The organism is Kribbella sp. NBC_00662, assembly GCF_041430295.1.
In the GTDB taxonomy this organism is placed as follows: domain Bacteria; phylum Actinomycetota; class Actinomycetes; order Propionibacteriales; family Kribbellaceae; genus Kribbella.
In genome coordinates this window covers 1,580,888-1,596,857 of the sequence record NZ_CP109029.1, presented here as the reverse complement: position 1 = coordinate 1,596,857, position 15,970 = coordinate 1,580,888, and the positions used below count along the sequence as shown (strand labels likewise).

11 protein-coding genes are annotated in these 15,970 nt (G+C 68.6%); 3 read left to right on the top strand and 8 right to left on the bottom strand.

Annotated elements, in window-relative coordinates; all coding sequences use genetic code 11:
* Positions 1 to 6: 6 nt before the first annotated feature.
* Positions 7 to 2,721 (bottom strand): type 2 lanthipeptide synthetase LanM family protein, encoded by a 2,715-nt coding sequence (locus OHA10_RS08080; RefSeq protein WP_371405542.1) that lies wholly within the window; start codon positions 2,719 to 2,721, stop codon positions 7 to 9.
* A gap of 639 nt (positions 2,722 to 3,360) precedes the next feature.
* Here OHA10_RS08080 and OHA10_RS08075 point away from each other — a divergent pair.
* Both OHA10_RS08075 and OHA10_RS08070 read left to right on the top strand, forming a co-directional pair.
* Positions 3,361 to 4,389, top strand: coding sequence for an MsnO8 family LLM class oxidoreductase (locus OHA10_RS08075; protein WP_371405541.1), 1,029 nt, complete (start codon positions 3,361 to 3,363; stop codon positions 4,387 to 4,389).
* A gap of 34 nt (positions 4,390 to 4,423) precedes the next feature.
* Positions 4,424 to 5,884 carry an NAD-dependent succinate-semialdehyde dehydrogenase gene (locus OHA10_RS08070; protein WP_371405540.1) on the top strand — a complete coding sequence of 487 codons (1,461 nt, stop codon included), beginning with the start codon at positions 4,424 to 4,426 and terminating at the stop codon, positions 5,882 to 5,884.
* Here the strand turns inward: OHA10_RS08070 and OHA10_RS08065 are convergent.
* The 6 genes from OHA10_RS08065 to OHA10_RS08040 all read right to left on the bottom strand — a co-directional run bounded on the left by OHA10_RS08065 (position 5,871) and on the right by OHA10_RS08040 (position 12,533).
* Positions 5,871 to 6,728 (bottom strand): polysaccharide deacetylase family protein, encoded by an 858-nt coding sequence (locus OHA10_RS08065; protein WP_371405539.1) that lies wholly within the window; start codon positions 6,726 to 6,728, stop codon positions 5,871 to 5,873. The genes OHA10_RS08070 and OHA10_RS08065 overlap by 14 nt on opposite strands.
* 4 nt (positions 6,729 to 6,732) lie before the next feature.
* On the bottom strand, positions 6,733 to 7,470 hold the full coding sequence (locus OHA10_RS08060; protein WP_371405538.1) for a 3D domain-containing protein: 738 nt from the start codon (positions 7,468 to 7,470) through the stop codon (positions 6,733 to 6,735).
* Between the two features lie 91 nt (positions 7,471 to 7,561).
* On the bottom strand, positions 7,562 to 10,000 hold the full coding sequence (locus tag OHA10_RS08055) for a glycoside hydrolase family 2 protein (protein WP_371405537.1): 2,439 nt from the start codon (positions 9,998 to 10,000) through the stop codon (positions 7,562 to 7,564).
* Positions 10,001 to 10,072: 72 nt separating this feature from the next.
* On the bottom strand, positions 10,073 to 10,693 hold the full coding sequence (locus OHA10_RS08050) for an SGNH/GDSL hydrolase family protein (protein WP_371405536.1): 621 nt from the start codon (positions 10,691 to 10,693) through the stop codon (positions 10,073 to 10,075).
* Entirely contained in the window at positions 10,690 to 11,787 is a 1,098-nt protein-coding gene (locus OHA10_RS08045; RefSeq protein ID WP_371405535.1) for a Gfo/Idh/MocA family protein, read from the bottom strand. Before OHA10_RS08045 ends, OHA10_RS08050 begins: the two co-directional genes overlap by 4 nt.
* On the bottom strand, positions 11,784 to 12,533 hold the full coding sequence (locus OHA10_RS08040; RefSeq protein ID WP_371405534.1) for a sugar phosphate isomerase/epimerase family protein: 750 nt from the start codon (positions 12,531 to 12,533) through the stop codon (positions 11,784 to 11,786). The genes OHA10_RS08045 and OHA10_RS08040 overlap by 4 nt, the downstream gene beginning before the upstream one ends.
* 285 nt (positions 12,534 to 12,818) lie before the next feature.
* Here OHA10_RS08040 and OHA10_RS08035 point away from each other — a divergent pair, with 285 nt between their 5' ends.
* Entirely contained in the window at positions 12,819 to 13,829 is a 1,011-nt protein-coding gene (locus OHA10_RS08035) for a LacI family DNA-binding transcriptional regulator (protein ID WP_371405533.1), read from the top strand.
* Here OHA10_RS08035 and OHA10_RS08030 read toward each other — a convergent pair.
* Entirely contained in the window at positions 13,826 to 15,910 is a 2,085-nt protein-coding gene (locus tag OHA10_RS08030) for a molybdopterin-dependent oxidoreductase (protein ID WP_371405532.1), read from the bottom strand. The genes OHA10_RS08035 and OHA10_RS08030 overlap by 4 nt on opposite strands.
* Positions 15,911 to 15,970 lie beyond the last annotated feature (60 nt).

Sequence of the window (15,970 nt, the reverse complement as noted above, 5' to 3'; positions counted from 1 at the left end):
CCCCTGTCACTGTGTGGGCTTTGGTGCTGTGCCACACCTCGACCCGGCGGTTGGTTCGAGCAACAGCACGGACGGAACCCGTGCGGGGAACGCAAGGCGGAGTACTCCGTACCCGATCCCTGCCAGACCGGTCAGCAGGCCTGGAGACGGTACGGCTCGTGGTGTTCCGCAGTGCGGTCCGTACTGCTGTACTGCCGCGAGCACCAACCCGGCACGACGACGTCGTACCGCCTCTGCAGTTGGGTACTCACGTGCGGCGAGCCACGTCAGTGACTCCACCGCGCCGAGCTCGCCGTGGCACAGACTCAGGTCGGCGAGCACCGGGCGTTCTGCCGCGGTCCTCAGGTAGCTGTCGAGATCCGCTGGTACTCCGGCCGCCGACCGGGCGAGCGCTGTCCCGGCGTCGCCCGAACACCAGCCATGGCCGGCGGGTGCGTTCCGCCGATCCAGGTCGGCTGCTGTCCGGGCGGCATCCAGGTACCTGTCACCAGGTACGCCGTACTGCCCGAGGGCCCATGCGATTCCCTGGAAGCCGCGAGCGAAGCCGTGTTCCGCTGCTACTCGGCCACGGAGGCCGCTCTCGACTGTGGTGACCAGGTGATCCGCGTACCGCTCGGCCAGTCGGTCGGCGGCCGGAAGTCCTGTTGTTGCTCGCATTGCGGCCAGTCCACCGGCCGCACCGTCGACGTACGACGGGAACTTGGCCGGGTCCGGCACGAGCTGCTCGGTGAGCTCGAGCGACGCTGTCAGCCAGTTGCCCAGGTCGCTGTCACCGAGGAGGGTGCGCAGCCGGTCCAGGGCGTAGGTGATGCCGCCGAGTCCGTGGAAGCCCGGTCCGACGAGTTGCGCGGACTCCAGGTCACCGGCCAGCGCTTCGAGCAGCTGCGGGATCGGACGGATCGCGTCGCGGGCCAGCTCGCAGTACCTGTCGGCTCCGGTGATCACGCCGACCTGTGCGAGGAAGAGCGCCGTACCGGTGTAGCCGTTCGAGAGGCCGGCGCCCATGGAACGCACAGCCCAGTGGTGATCGTCGAGCAGTTCCAGGCCGAGCCAGTTGGCCGCACCGCCGGTTTCACCGATCACCTGCGCGACGATCTCGTCGGCGATGTCGGTGGCCGCTGCGAGCAGCTGATCGGGGTCCGCTTCGGTCGTGCCCAGATGTTGCCGAGTCTTCGTACTGACGTGCTTGACCGGCTCCGGACGGGTTGCGAGGCACGCGGAGATCAGCCAGGTCTGCCGATGCTCGTCGACATCGCTGAGGCTTGCGACCTTCGCCTCGACCTCCGAAAGCCCTGTATTTGCGAGGACATCGGGGATGTGTGTTCCGTCCGACGCCCACACGGCTGTGCTGTCGGGGCGAGCGGTGAACAGCGGTACGTCGCCTGCCCACAGGTCGGCCAGCTCGTACGGGACGATCGCGTGCAACGACTCGTCCGCATCCCACAGCAGGTCGAGCAGCTGACTCCGGCCGGCCGCGTCACGCAGTGCGTCCGGATGAGTCGACTCGTCCAGCAGACTGGTGTAGAGGCGGGTGCTGCGCGGTACGAAGCGCAGCTGGTCCGAGGCGCACTGTGCCAGCAGTCCCTCCGGTCCGAGGAACTCGTCACGGTGTCGGGCGATCGCCTCATACGCGGCCCGAAACCCTGTGAGCACAGCGATCTCGTGTTCACGCGGCTCGACCATCGCGCCGTCGAGCATCGGCCGGTTGGCCGCGCTCTCCGCCTGTCCGGGACGCCGGACGAGGTGCATCGAGTCCAGCCCTGCGTCGGCCCAGTCGACCACGCTCATCGACGCTGTCGCCCCGGCGTCACCGCCGAGGCCGGACACGTCCGCGACGCCGTACTCACCCGAGACCAGCAGCGGAAGCAGCGCGGTGCGGTACACCGAACCGACCAGCGAGCGGTACGCCGGATCGTGGCTCAACCCGGTCACCGGAAGGCGACTCGGGTGGAACAGCGTCTCGACGTCGACCAACACCGGCTGGTCGCCCGCGGCGATGAGGTTCTCGAAGTGCATGTCGGTGCCGTCGAGCACGTACAGCAGCGCCAGCAAAGCACCTTGCCGCTGGTAGAACCGCCGGACGCCGGCGAAGTCGTCGCACGGCTCGTGGACGACGTACTCGAGCCAGCCGTAGCCGTCCTGGGTCAGCAGGCGGACCGTGCGGATGTCGAGCGTGGTCTTGGCGTTCAGCCAGTCCACAAAGGTGTTGAAGTGCTGGTGGAGCTCCAGCGGCCTGGGCTTGTAGACCAGTCGCCGGCCGTCCGCGAAGGTGAGGATCGCGGTGCTCCGACCGCCCCGGTGCGGGTCGCCGCCGGGGTCGATCGCGGTCAGCGCACCGGGGTCGCGGCCGTCCAGCAGCCCGGTGACGAGCGACTCACGGTCCTCGGCGAGTCGTGCCAGCAGCTCGAGGTGACCCTCGACGCCCTGTCGGCACGACTCGCCCAGGACCCGGGCCAGCACCGGGTAGGCGGCCAGGAACTCCGCCAGCTCGCTCGCTCCGACGAGCCGCTGGGTGAAGTCCAGGAACCGTGCGGCAGGGGTGTCGCCGGCCAGCTCGCCGCGGTCCCGGGCCCGGGCGAGCTCCAGGACCAGCGTGCGAGCGGCCAGCTTGACCAGACGGAGTCCTAGCCGCTGCAGGAACTGCTCGGCGAGTACGCCGGTGTGCCCGGCCGCCGCGAGGTCCCGGCGTGCCGAGTCCAGTAGCGGTTCCAGGCAACGCATGAGCGCCTGCCGCCAGTCCGTGCCGGACCCATCCGTTGCCGCGGCCGCTCCACCTGACGTGTAGCCGCCAATGACATCGGTCCCTGCAGGGTCTCGACCGGCGACAGGCGCGCTCGGTGGGAGAGAGGTACTGCGCTCCACGTACTCGGCCCAGGCCGGCGCGGAGTGGGTCAACTCATGCGGCCGCACACCCGCGGACCACCAGGTCTCGCGGTGGCTGATCCGGGATTTTCCCGTGGTCGCTGAGTTGAGCACGCGCTCAGGCTGCCATCGGGGACTGGGCCCGGGCATGGGTACTCAGCCCCCATATTCTTGGCCTTTCCGGGTCTGTGTAGCTGAGTGTCGACCGGTGTCTGCCGCGGGGTGACGACTGGGGGGTAGACGACCCCGCGGCAGCGGACCGGGCCGGCCGGCCTTTGGTGGAAGGCCGGCGGCACGCCCGGAACGATGCCCGCGTGGGACCAGGCCCGGCAAGGGCTGTGAACACCCATTTTCGGACCGTCGACAGGGGTACCGAGGATGGGGGCAAGGCGGCCGGAACTTGGGTGGCGAATCCCCATGCGTGAACAGGTTCACCGCTGTCACCGTAGGCCCGTGCACACCACTGTCGCTCCCGGACTATCCGTCTCGGCCCACTCTGTGCTGGACGTTGTTCCGCAGCTGCCCGGTCAGTCGGCTGCGGCCGCTCTCCGGGAGACCGCGGAGGTGGCACTGGCCGCCGATGACCTCGGATACCGTCGGTTCTGGCTCGGAGAGCAGCACGGTGTCCGAGGCGTCGGCGGCGCAGCACCCGCTGTGCTCGCCGCTGTACTGGCTGCACGGACCGATCGGATCCGCCTGGGCGCCGGCGGGCTCCTACTGACCACCCACCAGCCGCTTGTCGTCGCGGAACAGTTCGCCGCACTCGCGGCGGCGTACCCGAGCCGTATCGACCTGGGCGTGGGGGAGCAGCGCGGCGTCGCACCTAGTACTGCGGCCGCACTCGCGGGCGGCGCACGCGACTCGTTCCCGCAGCGGCTGGACGAGCTATGCGGGTTCTTGCGCGACGGCACGCCGGGCCGGGCGCCGGTGGGCGACGTACGGCTGTCGCTGGCTGGTCTGCCGCCGCCAGTGTTCGTGCTGGCCGATCACGCAGGTACGGCGATGACTGCCGCCGTACGCGGACTGCCTCTCTTCCTGGCGCACCACCGCGCGGCCTCGGTGACGGCAGCTGCAGTGGCGGCGTACCGGGAGCACTTCGAGCCGACCGGGCCGAAGGTACGGCCGTACCTCGCCGTCACGGTCGGCGTGGTGGCAGCCGACTCCGAGGAGGAGGCGTTCGCCCGATTCGCGGAGTACGTCCGCGTGAAGACCCGGCTGGCTGCGGCGGGACCACGTGTCACGTCGGGCGAGCTGATGGCGCTGCTGGAACCGCCGCTGACCGGGCGGGAGCGCGGCCGCGCAGAACGACTGCTCGACGACCCGGGCCACATCGTCGGCTCACGTGCGACCGTTGCGGCCGGACTGGGCGCACTGGTCGCGAGTACGACGGCAGACGAGGTCATGCTCGTCCCGCTGGCCTTCGACGGACTGATCCGATCGGCGATCCTCCGCACCGTCGCGGCCGGTCTGACCCGCATCGTCCGTACCGTCCCCAGACACACACCCCCGCTGATAGCCACGGCCTAGTCTGGGTACTGCGAACCAGACGAGAGGCGGGCCCATGTCATCGGAGCGGGAAGTCATCGAGGCGTGTCCGACGGAGCTGTTCATCGGAGGCAAGTGGGTGGCGGCCGAGGGCGGCAAGACGCTCGCCGTCGAGGACCCGGCCACCGGGGCGACACTCTGCGATGTGGCGGACGCCAGTCCGGCCGACGGCAAGACAGCGCTGGACGCAGCGGTCGCCGTTCAGGCGGAGTGGGCAGCTACGCCACCACGTGAGCGTGGCGAGATCCTCCGCCGTACGTATGAGCTGATGACCGAGCGGGCCGACGACCTTGCGCTGCTGATGACGCTGGAGATGGGCAAGCCGGTCGCCGAGTCCAAAGGCGAGATCGCCTACGCAGCAGAGTTCTTCCGCTGGTTCGCGGAGGAGGCGGTCCGGATCGAGGGTGGGTACCAGATCGCCCCGAACGGCTCCGGACGGTTCCTGCTGATGCGCCAACCGGTCGGACCGTGCCTGCTGATCACGCCGTGGAACTTCCCGGCGGCGATGGGCGCACGCAAGATCGGACCGGCCGTCGCCGCCGGCTGCACGATGGTGATCAAGCCGGCCGCGCAGACGCCGCTGTCGATGCTCAAGCTGGCCGAGCTGATGACCGAGGCCGGCCTGCCGGCGGGCGTGCTGAACGTGGTCACCACCCACGATGCGGGCGGTGTGATGGAGCCGCTGATCCGCGACGGCCGCGCTCGCAAGCTCTCCTTCACCGGATCGACTCCGGTCGGCCGGAAGCTGATCGAGCAGGCCGCCGACCAGGTACTGCGGACGAGCATGGAGCTCGGCGGGAACGCACCGCTGCTGGTGTTCGAGGACGCCGACCTGGACAAGGCGGTCAACGGCGCGATGCTGGCCAAGATGCGCAACGGCGGCGAGGCCTGTACGTCGGCCAACCGCATCTACGTGCACTCGTCGGTGATGGCGGAGTTCTCGTCCCGGCTGGCCGAGCGGATGGCGGCGCTCAAGGTCGGCCGCGGTACCGAGGAGGGCGTCGAGGTCGGGCCGCTGATCGACGGCAAGCAGCGCGACAAGGTGGCCGATCTGGTGGCCGACGCGATCGCCCAGGGCGCGCGGACGTTGACCGGCGGTTCAGTTGCTGAAGGCAACGGGTACTTCTTCCAGCCGACCGTACTGGCCGACGTACCGGCGAGTGCGCGGCTGCAGAAGGAGGAGATCTTCGGCCCGGTCGCACCGCTGACCGCGTTCGAGACCGAGGACGAGGCCGTGCGGATGGCGAACGACACGGAGTTCGGCCTGGTCTCCTACCTGTTCACCAAGGACCTGAGCCGGGCACTCCGCGTCTCCGAACGCCTCGAAGCCGGCATGATCGGCCTCAACCAAGGCATCGTCTCCAACCCCGCCGCCCCCTTCGGCGGCGTCAAACAATCCGGCCTCGGCCGAGAGGGCGGCACAGTCGGCATCGACGAGTACTTGGAGCTCAAGTACGTCGCTGTCAACGTCGACTGACCAACTGGGTGACCGTGACGAGTTGGTAGCCGCGGGTGCGGAGGGCTCGGACGATCGGGCCTACGGCTTGGGCGGTGTAGGGAGCGTTGTCACCGCCGTGCATGTGGAGGACGACGATCGAGCCGTCCTGGACGTGGTCCAGGACCTGCTTGATGATCGGTTGGGGTGACTTGGCGAAACCATCGGCGCCCGGGACGTCCAGCCCGACCGCGGTGACGCCGGCCGGGGCCAGCTCGCGCAGTGCGGTGGCGTCGTAGCAACCGCCGGGGAAGCGGAACCACCTGGTCGCGTGGGGATCCAGGCGGTCCAGCTCGACGATCGCCCGGCGTACGTCGGCAAGCATCTGGTCGCGGGGAACCGTCCCCAGCGTGTAGCAGTGCTTGGTGAAACCGCGATGGTCGTAGGTATGTGTGCCGAGCTCGAACAACGGGTCATTGGCGAGCCGGCGGGTGATATCCGGATACTGCTCCATCCACATCCCGGTCAGGAACATGGTCGCCGGGACGTGCAGCGCACGCAGCTCGTCGATCAGCGCCTTGTTGTAGTACGACTTGACCTTGCCGGACACCAGCCGCCTGCGCATCAGTGCAGTCAGGTCCGCGTCGAACGTCAACGCGATCTGCTTCTTGTCCCGCGGCCCATGGTCGAGCACTGGCATCAACTTCACGTTGCTGGAGGCACCGGGCCTCGCCTGCACCGGCGCGATGGTCGGCCGCACCGGTTTCGCAGTACGCACAGGTGCTGAGGGCGCTCGGGTCTGGGGCCCGGCTACCGGCCTGCTGTTGCTGCAAGCAACAAGTGCGACGAGCAGGCCGACGACAGCTACATACTTCCCCCAGGTCATACCCTCACTCTACGGTCAGCGAGAGTCGCTGGATGCCCCAGTTGTCCGCGTCCGGGCCCGGTGGGAACCACACGTCGACGATGTCGTCCTTGATCCAGCTGCCGATGTCGGCCGCGTAGCAGTGGCCGTAGCCGGGGACGTAGAGGCGCGTGCCCCACGGGATGATGCGGGCGTCCACCGCGCAGATACCGGTGCCGGCGTTGTAGCCGAGCGCCGTCTGCGCGACGTCGTTGTACGCCGACACCCGGTAGTTCAGCGTGGTCCCGACCGGCATCCGGTACGACGCCAGGTGGTTCGACGAGTCGAGCCGGTACGACGTACTGATCTGGCCGATCGACGACGCCGAAGTGTCCTCGGCCGACATCGCGTACACCTGGTAGTGCGCGCCGGCGCACGGACTCGCGTCCGTCACCTGCAGCGTCGGCTGACCCCAGTCGCTGATCCACTGCAGCGCCTGCCCGTTCCGGAACGCGCGATATGCCTTCGCGCCGGCGACCCGGTTGAAGGTGAACGTCACCTTCCCGTCAGCACCGAGACCGCCGCTGATCCCACCAGGCGCGGGCAGTCGGCCGCTGACGTCGTACGGCGGTGCCGTGGTCCCGTTGCCGTGACCGCCTGAGATCGGCCGATCGGGGATCGGACCGGTGTAGAAGTGCTGACAGGCCGGCAAGGCCGCGGATGCGGTGGCCGGAGCGATCAGCAGCGAAGCGAAACTCAGCAGAACGACCGCGAGAGAGCGCATGACCGTAAGACCTCCAAGGTGGGGCGGGACCAGGGAGTTTCACTCCCAAGTAGCGGTCCCGTCCCGCCTTTAGTCAAGGTCTCGACGTAAATCAGTCGAGCAGATCGTTCGCCGACCGCAGCACCGGTACGCCGGCCCATTCGGGGGCCTTGGCGCCGGTGACGTGGAAGGTGTGGCTCTCGCCGGCCGAGAGGGTGATCAGGCACGAGTCGACCCGCGCTGCCGGGTCCAGCCGGTCCGGGAAGAAGGCCAGATCTTTGGCGAGCGCGGTCGCGACCACGGTCACGTCGTACCCGTCCGGGGTCGACGCCACCTCGACCGTGAAGGCATCCGCGGCCAGCTCCAAGGACGTGTCCTCCACGAAGTACCAGTAGGCGGACGCGCCGTCAGCGCCGCGCACCTCCAGATACTCGCCGGCCGGGTTGGAAGTTGCCGCAACCGAGGAAGGCAAGGCGTTGCTGACAGCAGATCGGGCCGGCACCTCGAGCGCGAACGTCTCGCGAGCCAGCACTTCACCGTCGCGCGCAGTCGACCGCCGGGTCACCGTCACTTCCGTGGTCCAGGCATCGTCCGTGTCGTTGTGTGCGGCAACGACCAGCTCGTCCTCCCGGGGTTGCACGGTCAGCAGGCGGTCGGCATAGACCCGCTTCAGCGCGTACCAGAGCGGCTTGCGGATCCCGTGGCCGTCGACGGCCGCCCAGGAGACCACCGGCCAGTTGTCGTTCAGCTGCCAGACCACCGCACCCGTGTTCAACGGGAACAGCGAGCGGAAGTGCTCGATGCCGTAGGCAACGGCTCGCGCCTGGTTGAGTTGCGTGGTCCAGTGCCAGTCGTCGATGTCCTTCCAGACCGGCAGGTGCTCGCCGAGTCCGCGCTCCAGCTTGAGGTTCCCCTCGAACGCCTTCTGGTGCACCAGCATCTGCGAGCCGTAAGGATCGAGCGGCGCGTCGTGCACCACCGACGTGAGCGTCGACCAGGCCGGCGGTCCCTGGAAGCCGAACTCCGACACGAACCGCGGCTTGTACTTGCGGTACGTCGTGTAGTCCACCTGGTTCCACACGTCCCAGATGTGCATCGTCCCGTGCCGCTCGTCGTTCGGGTGGATGAACTGGTCGAACGAGTACGGGCTACCGGCGGAGTACGGCGTCCGTGGGTCGAGCTCGGCAACGATCTTGGGCAGCAGGTCGAGGTAGTACCCTGCGCCCCACGGCCGCCCGGCCAGCGGGACCCGCCAGCTCCACTCGACATACCCCCAGATGTTCTCGTTGTTACCGTTCCAGACCGCGAGGCTGGCGTGCTTGCTCAGTCGCGTGACCGCCTGACGCGCCTCGGCCTCGACCTCACTCCGGAGCGGCTCCTCCTCCGAGTACGCCGCACACGCGAACAGGAAGTCCTGCCAGACAAGGATTCCCAGCTCGTCGCAGACGTCGTAGAAGTCTTCGCTCTCGTAGATCCCGCCGCCCCAGACGCGCAGCAGATTCATGCCGGCGTCGATGGCGTCCTGGATGCTGGTCCGGTACGTCTCGGCATTCAACCGGGTGACGAACGCGTCGTCCGGGATCCAGTTCGCGCCGCGCACGTAGATCGGCTTCCCGTTCACCGACAGCACGAACGGCGTACCGTCGTTGTCCGGGGCAACGTTCACGGTGATGTCCCGGAAGCCGACGCGCCCGGTCCACTCCTCGTCGGCCAGCTTAACGACCACGTCGTACAACGGCTGCTCGCCGTGCCCACGCGGCCACCAGAGATCCACGTCGGGGACCGTATTGGTGACGGCAACGGTGTCCCACCCCGGCTTGACGCTCGCGGACTGCGTTGTCCCGGCAACCTCAACGGTGACGGTGGCGTACTCCGACGCCGTGTCGGTCCACACCAGCGACACGAAGGTGTTCAGTACGCCGTCCGCCCCGGCGAGCGGCCGGACCGAATCGATGCGCACACCGGACCAGGACTCGATGCGGATCGGCCGCCAGATGCCCGCGGTCGCGACATCCGGTCCCCAGTCCCAGCCGAAGTTCGAGGCCATCTTCCGCAGCTCGTTGTACGGGTGCAGGTTGGTGTGCGGCCAGCTGCCGACCTTCGCCCGCTCCGCCTCGGCCGCCGCGACCGGACCCTCGAACTCGATCACCAGCTCGTTGTCCCCGGCAACGAGCACGCTGGTCACGTCGAACCGGTACGAACGGTGCTGGTTCGCGGTCCGGCCGATCTCCTGCCCGTTCAGCGTGACGGTCGCGACCGTGTCGAGACCCTCGGCGACCAGTTCCTGGCGGTCGTTCCCATCCGCGACCCAGCCGAACGTCGTCCGGTAGCTCCACCGGGTCCGGCCGATCCAGTGCAGCTTCGACTCGTTGTCGCCGTCGAACGGATCCGGGATCTCGCCGGCCGCGAGCAGATCGGTGTGCACCTCACCCGGAACGGTCGCGGCCACCGGCCGGTCGATCAGGCCGTCGGGCGCCGGACCCTCGACGGCGCGGACGGTCCAGGCGGCGCCGCCTTCGGTGGTCAGGTCAAGGGTCTTCAGCGATGTCACAGTCGGGCTCCAGGGGTGAACCGGTTTAGTGAAACTGCACTGCTCCCCGCCAGGCGTGAGGAGCAGCGGACGTCAGTCGTCCAGGACGTAGCGTCGCCACAGATCGGCGAGGGCACGGTGTCCGGCCGGGCTCGGGTGCACGCCGTCTCCGGCGAGCGTCTCCCGTCCGACGGACGCGGCCTGCTTGGTCAGCTCGATGTCGGTCGGCACCAGGATCGCGCCGTACTCGACGGCCAGTTTCCGGACCACCTCGAGCTTCGGGTCCAGGTCCTCGCGCCACTCGTCCTGCCCCGCCTTGACCGGCAGCAGGAACGGCTCCATCAGGACCACCGGACAGTCCAGTGGATCGAGCAGCGCCCGGTACGACGCCTCGAAGGACTCGGCCGTCGTCGGATCGTTCTCGTCGTACCGCCGCCAGGTGTCGTTGATCCCGATCAGGATCGACACCAGCGACGGGTCGTGGGCCAGCACATCGGCGGACCACCGGGCGGCCAGGTCGGCCGCCCGGTTGCCGCTGATGCCGGCATTGACGATCTTCGGCCGGCGTTCGCGGTATCGGCCGGCCAGGTCGTCGTACAGATTGCGGACGTAACCGTCGCCCAACCCGTCCGGGTCGGTACGGCGGCCGCAGTCGGTGACCGAGTCCCCGGCGAACACGACGGTCCGCCGGGGATCGAGAAAGATACTGGTCATAGCGTTGCTGCGGTCACGTCCCAGTCGTCGGGCAGGATCGGCGCGACCTCGACCGTGCTGTTCACGTCGACGAACGCGCCGGTGTCGATCGAGTCGGTGATGGAGGCCATCACGTCGACGATGTGGAACGCCAACGCCCCGGTCGCCCGGTGCGGCCGGCCGGCCCGGATCGCCCGCGCCATCTCCAGCACACCGGTGCCGCGCTGGGCCACCGCCTTGGTCTCCGCGATCGTCTCCCAGTCGTCGGCGCCACGGCGACGGATCTTGATCTCACCGTCGAACCCGTTCGGGTCCGGTACGGCGAGGGTCGCGTCCGAGCCGGTGATCTCGACGAACCCTGCCCGCGACAGCGGCGAGTCGAAGCTGAAGATGCTCTGCGACGACTGACCCGACTCGAACTTCGCGATCGCGCTGACATGCGTCGGCACGGTCACGTCGAAATCGGTCCCCGCCAGCGGACCGGAGCCGATCGTGCGCTTCTGTTTCGACTTCGACCCGATCCCCGCGACCGCGGCCACCGGACCGAACAGCTGGACCAGCGTGGTCAGGTAGTACGGGCCGATGTCCCACAGCGGGCCGGCGCCCTCCTGGAACAGGAACGCCGGGTTCGGGTGCCAGGACTCCGGGCCGGGGGACTGCATCAGGGTCAGCGCGGTCAGCGGCGTGCCGATGTCACCGCGCTCGATGATGCGACGGGACTCCTGCAGACCCGGGCCGAGGATGGTGTCGGGTGCGCAACCCAGCCGCACGCCCGCGTCCTGTGCCGTGGCCAGCAGCTTGAGCCCGCTGTCCTGGTCCAGCGAGAACGGCTTCTCGCTCCACACATGCTTGCCTGCGGCAACCGCTGCCAGGGCCACCTCGACGTGCGCGATCGGGATGGTCAGGTTGACCACGATCTCGACGTCGGCGTTGTTCAGCACGACCTCGGGGCCGCCGTGGGCCTCGATCCCGTACTGCTTGGCCTTCTCCTCGGCGGCTTCCGGCCGGAGGTCGCCGATCGCGACGACCTTCAGGTCCGGGAAGCTCTGCATGCTCTTGATGTAGGCGTCGGAGATCACTCCGGCGCCGATCACACCTACGCCGACCGCTGTCATTCAGGCGCACCCTCTCCGGTGAGGAACGTGTAGCTGCCCTCGACCGCGTCGAAGATCTCGCCGGTGAAGTCGTCAAGCTCGACGACCCGCAAGGCAGCAGGCGCTGCCGCGAGGATCTCCCGGACCGCGATGACGCCGTCGCCGACCGCGACCTGGGCCTTGTTGTTCAGCGTGCCGTCGCCGTCCTTGACGTGGATCGCCTTCACCCGGTCGCCGAACTTGCCGAGCAGCGCCGGTACGTCGGCGCCGCCGACCGCGGCCCAGTAGGTGTCGACCTCGAGGATCACGTCGTCGGACAGGTTGTCGACCAGGATCTCCAGCCCGTGCGCGCCGCCGATCTTCGACTCGAGCTCGAACTGGTGGTTGTGGTAGCCGACCGTGATGCCGTGGTCGGCGGCCTCGATCGCGGCCTTGTTCAGCCCGTCGGCGATCACCTTGATGTCGTCGGCGTTCTGCCAGCGGGCGGGGTCGGTGTGCGGGTCGATCACCGTGCTGATGCCGAGACGCTTGGCGGCGGCGTAGATCGGGCCGGCCTCGTCCCGCAGCAGGCCGGCGTGCGTGGTGGGGGCCGAGAGTCCGTGCTTGGGCAGCGCGTCGGCCAGACGGTCCGCGAAGGCAGTCACACCGAAGGGCTCGACCTTGGTGTAGCCGATCTCCGCGATGCGTGCCAGAGTGCCGTCGAAGTCCTCTTCGAGCTTGCCCCGGACCGTGTACAGCTGGAGGGACAGGTGGTCCACTGCGACCATTGGTTTCTCCTTGTCGGCGGCGCGTCGCCCGCTGCCCTGGGGTTTACGCCGACTGATAAGCCGAACCGGTTAAGTAACGACGGCAACGCTATCCCACCGAGCCCCGGCGGCACCACCCTCCGCCCAACCACTGGGCGGTCACCTGAGTGTTCTCTCGGATTTCTGAGTTTGATCAAACGGTCACTTTGTGTGCTCAAGTGATGACAGGGTGTTCAGGTCAGGCGCACACTGAAGGATTCCGGACCGACCGTCAGCGGTCCGGCCGCCCGTGAGGAGTGAACCGTTGTGTCCCGTGTGACCATCAAGGAGATCGCCCGTCGCTGTGGTGTCTCCCAAGGCGCCGTTTCGTACGCCCTGAACAACCAGCCCGGGGTGTCGGAGGCCACCCGCGCGCGTGTGCTGCAGGTCGCCGCGGAGCTGGAGTGGGTGCCCAACCGGGCCGCCCGCCAGTTGTCCGCGGCACGCAGCGAGACGTTCGGGTTGGTGCTCGCGAGGTCGGCGCAGACCTTGATCGAGGAGCCGTACTTCATGGGCTTCGTCGGCGGCGTCGAATCGGTCCTCGCGGAGAAGTCGTACGCGTTGGCCCTGCAGGTCGTGGCCGATCTCGACGAGGAGTTGGCGACGTACCGGAAATGGGCCGCCGAACGCCGCGTCGACGGGGTGATCGTCGTCGACCTGCGCGTCGCCGATCCCCGCCTCCCGGTACTGCGGAAGCTCGGTCTGCCGGCCGTTCTGGTCGGGGATCCGGCGCTCGCGGACGGGATGCCGTGCGTCTGGACGGACGGCGCGGCGGCGATGAACGCGGCCCTGGATCACGTCGCGTCGCTCGGCCATCGGGTGATCGCGCGGGTCGCGGGGCCGCCGGAGTACGGCGATGTCTGGATCCGCGACCAGGCCTTCGAGCTGGCCACCCGTCGGCTGTCGGTCGAGACGCGCATCCATCACACCGACTACTCCGCCGCCCAAGGTGCTGCCGCGACGCGCGACGTCGTGACCGGAAGCCCGCGCCCGACCGCGATCATCTACGACAACGACCTGATGGCGGTGGCCGGTCTGGCCGTCATCCAGGGTTTCGGCCTGCGCGTGCCCGACGACATCACGCTGGTGGCCTGGGACGACTCGGCGCTGTGCCGGATCACCCATCCGACGCTCACGGCGCTCAGTCACAACATCGTCGGGTACGGCGCGGAAGTGACCCAGCGTCTGCTGGCCCTGATCTCCGGCGCCCAACCGCAGGCGCACCTGTACTCCACGCCGTTGCTGATCATCCGCGACAGCTCAGCGCCGCCGAGCTAGGACGCCGTCACCGTGACCGGCACGCCGTTCACCGCGGCGGTACCGGCCACGGCGTCGGTGTACGCGGCGTCGGTCACGTCGTTCGCGCTCTGACCCGCCACCTGGTTCGCGACGGTGAGCCGGGCGCCGGGACGGTTGTGGCCGAAGCCGTGCGGGAGGCTGACCACGCCGGGCATGATGTCGTTGCTGGAGGCAACTTCCACGGAGATCGAGCCGGCCGCCGAGGTGACCGTGACGAGCTGGCCGTCGGCGAGTGACCGCTCGGCCAGGTCGTCCGGGTTCATCAGGAGCTGGTGCCGGGGCTTGCCCTTCACCAACCGCGCCGAGTTGTGCATCCAGGAGTTGTTGTTGCGGAGGTGTCGCCGGCCGATCAGCAGGAGCTGGCCGTCCAGGTCGTTGAGCGAATCCAGCCGCGGCAGGTCGTCGAGGATCATCCGCTGTGCGAGATCGATCCGCTTGGACTTGTGATGCAGCGCGCCCGGGAGGGCAGGTTGCAAGGGGCCGAGATCGATCCCGCCGGGCGACTTCCGGAGCTTCGCCACCGACAGCCGGTACGGCCCGATCCGCAACCCGGCGTCCACGATCCTGCGCGGCGAGACCCGCAGTCGAGCGATCACCTGCACCCGGCGACGGCTCCACGGCGTACGCCTGATGAATGCCAGACCCAGGTCGCGGAAGATCTCCCAGTCGTGTCTGGCCTCCGCGGGTTTCGGCAGTACTGCGTCGTTCCAGCGCGCGGTGTTGCGGACGGCGAGCTGGTGGAAGATCACGTCGTAGTGATCTCGCTCGAGCGGCGGCGCCGGCGGCAGGATCACGTCCGCGTGCCGCGTGGTCTCGTTGATGTACGGATCGATCGCGACCATGAACTCCAGCGACCCGAGCGCCTCGTCCAGTCTGCGACCGCTCGGCGTCGACAGCACCGGGTTGCCGGCCACCGTCATCATTGCCCGGATCTGCCCGTCGCCCGGCGTCAGGATCTCCTCGGCCATCGTCGACACCGGCAGCTCGCCGCCGAACTCCGGCAGTCCACGCACGCGGCTCTTCCAGACGCCGATGTGCCCACGGCCCAGCCCGAGCAAGGCGTTCACCGCCGGCCGCGGGAACATCGTGCCGCCCGGCCGGTCGAGGTTCCCGGTGATGATGTTCAGCACCTGGATCGCCCACTGGCAGATCGCGCCGAACTGCTGCGTCGACACCCCGACCCGCCCGTAACAGGCCGCCCGATCTGCTTCGGCGAATTCACGAGCGACTCGCCGGATCACGTCCGCCGGGATGCCGGTGATCCCCGCCGCCCGCTCCGGTGTCCACGCCTCGACCACGGCCTCGACCGTCGCCAGCCCGTCGACGTATTCCGCCGGCCGCGCGGCACCCAGCGAGATCACCTCGTGGATCAGCGCGAGCAGGAACGCCGCGTCCGTCCCGGGCCGGACGAAGTGATGCTCGTCGGCGACCACCGCCGTCTCGGTCCGTCGCGGATCGATGACGACGACCTTGCCGCCGCGCTTCCGCACGTCCTTCAGTCGCCGCCCGAACCCGGGCGCCGTCATCATGCTCCCGTTCGACGCCAGCGGATTCGCGCCGAGCATCAGCAGGTATGACGTCCGGTCGATGTCCGGCACTGCGACCATCAGCTGATGCCCGTACAGCAGGTACGACGACAGCATGTGCGGCAGCTGATCGATCGAGGTCGCGCTGAACTTGTTCCGGGTCCGCAGCTGCCGGACCATCGTCGGCATGTGCGTGAGCGCGCCGAGGCTGTGCACGTTCGGGTTGCCGAGGTAGACGCCGATCGAGTTGCGCCCGTGCTCCTTCTGGATCCCGGTGAGCTTGTCCACCACGAGCTCGTACGCCGCGTCCCAGCCGATCTCCTGCCAGCCATCGGACGTGCGTCGTACCGGCGTGGTCAACCGGTCCGGGTCCTCCTGGAGGTCACGAAGCGCGACCGCCTTCGGGCAGATGTGACCGTGGGACAACGGGTCCGACTCGTCGCCGCGGATGTCGGTGACCCGCCCGTCCTCGACGGTCACGAGCACACCGCAGATCGCTTCACACAGGTTGCACGAGGTCCGCCGTACGGTCATCCACTCAAACTACCCTTGGGTAGGGACACCGGGCACCTGTCGAGGAGCGGCAGCTTGTGG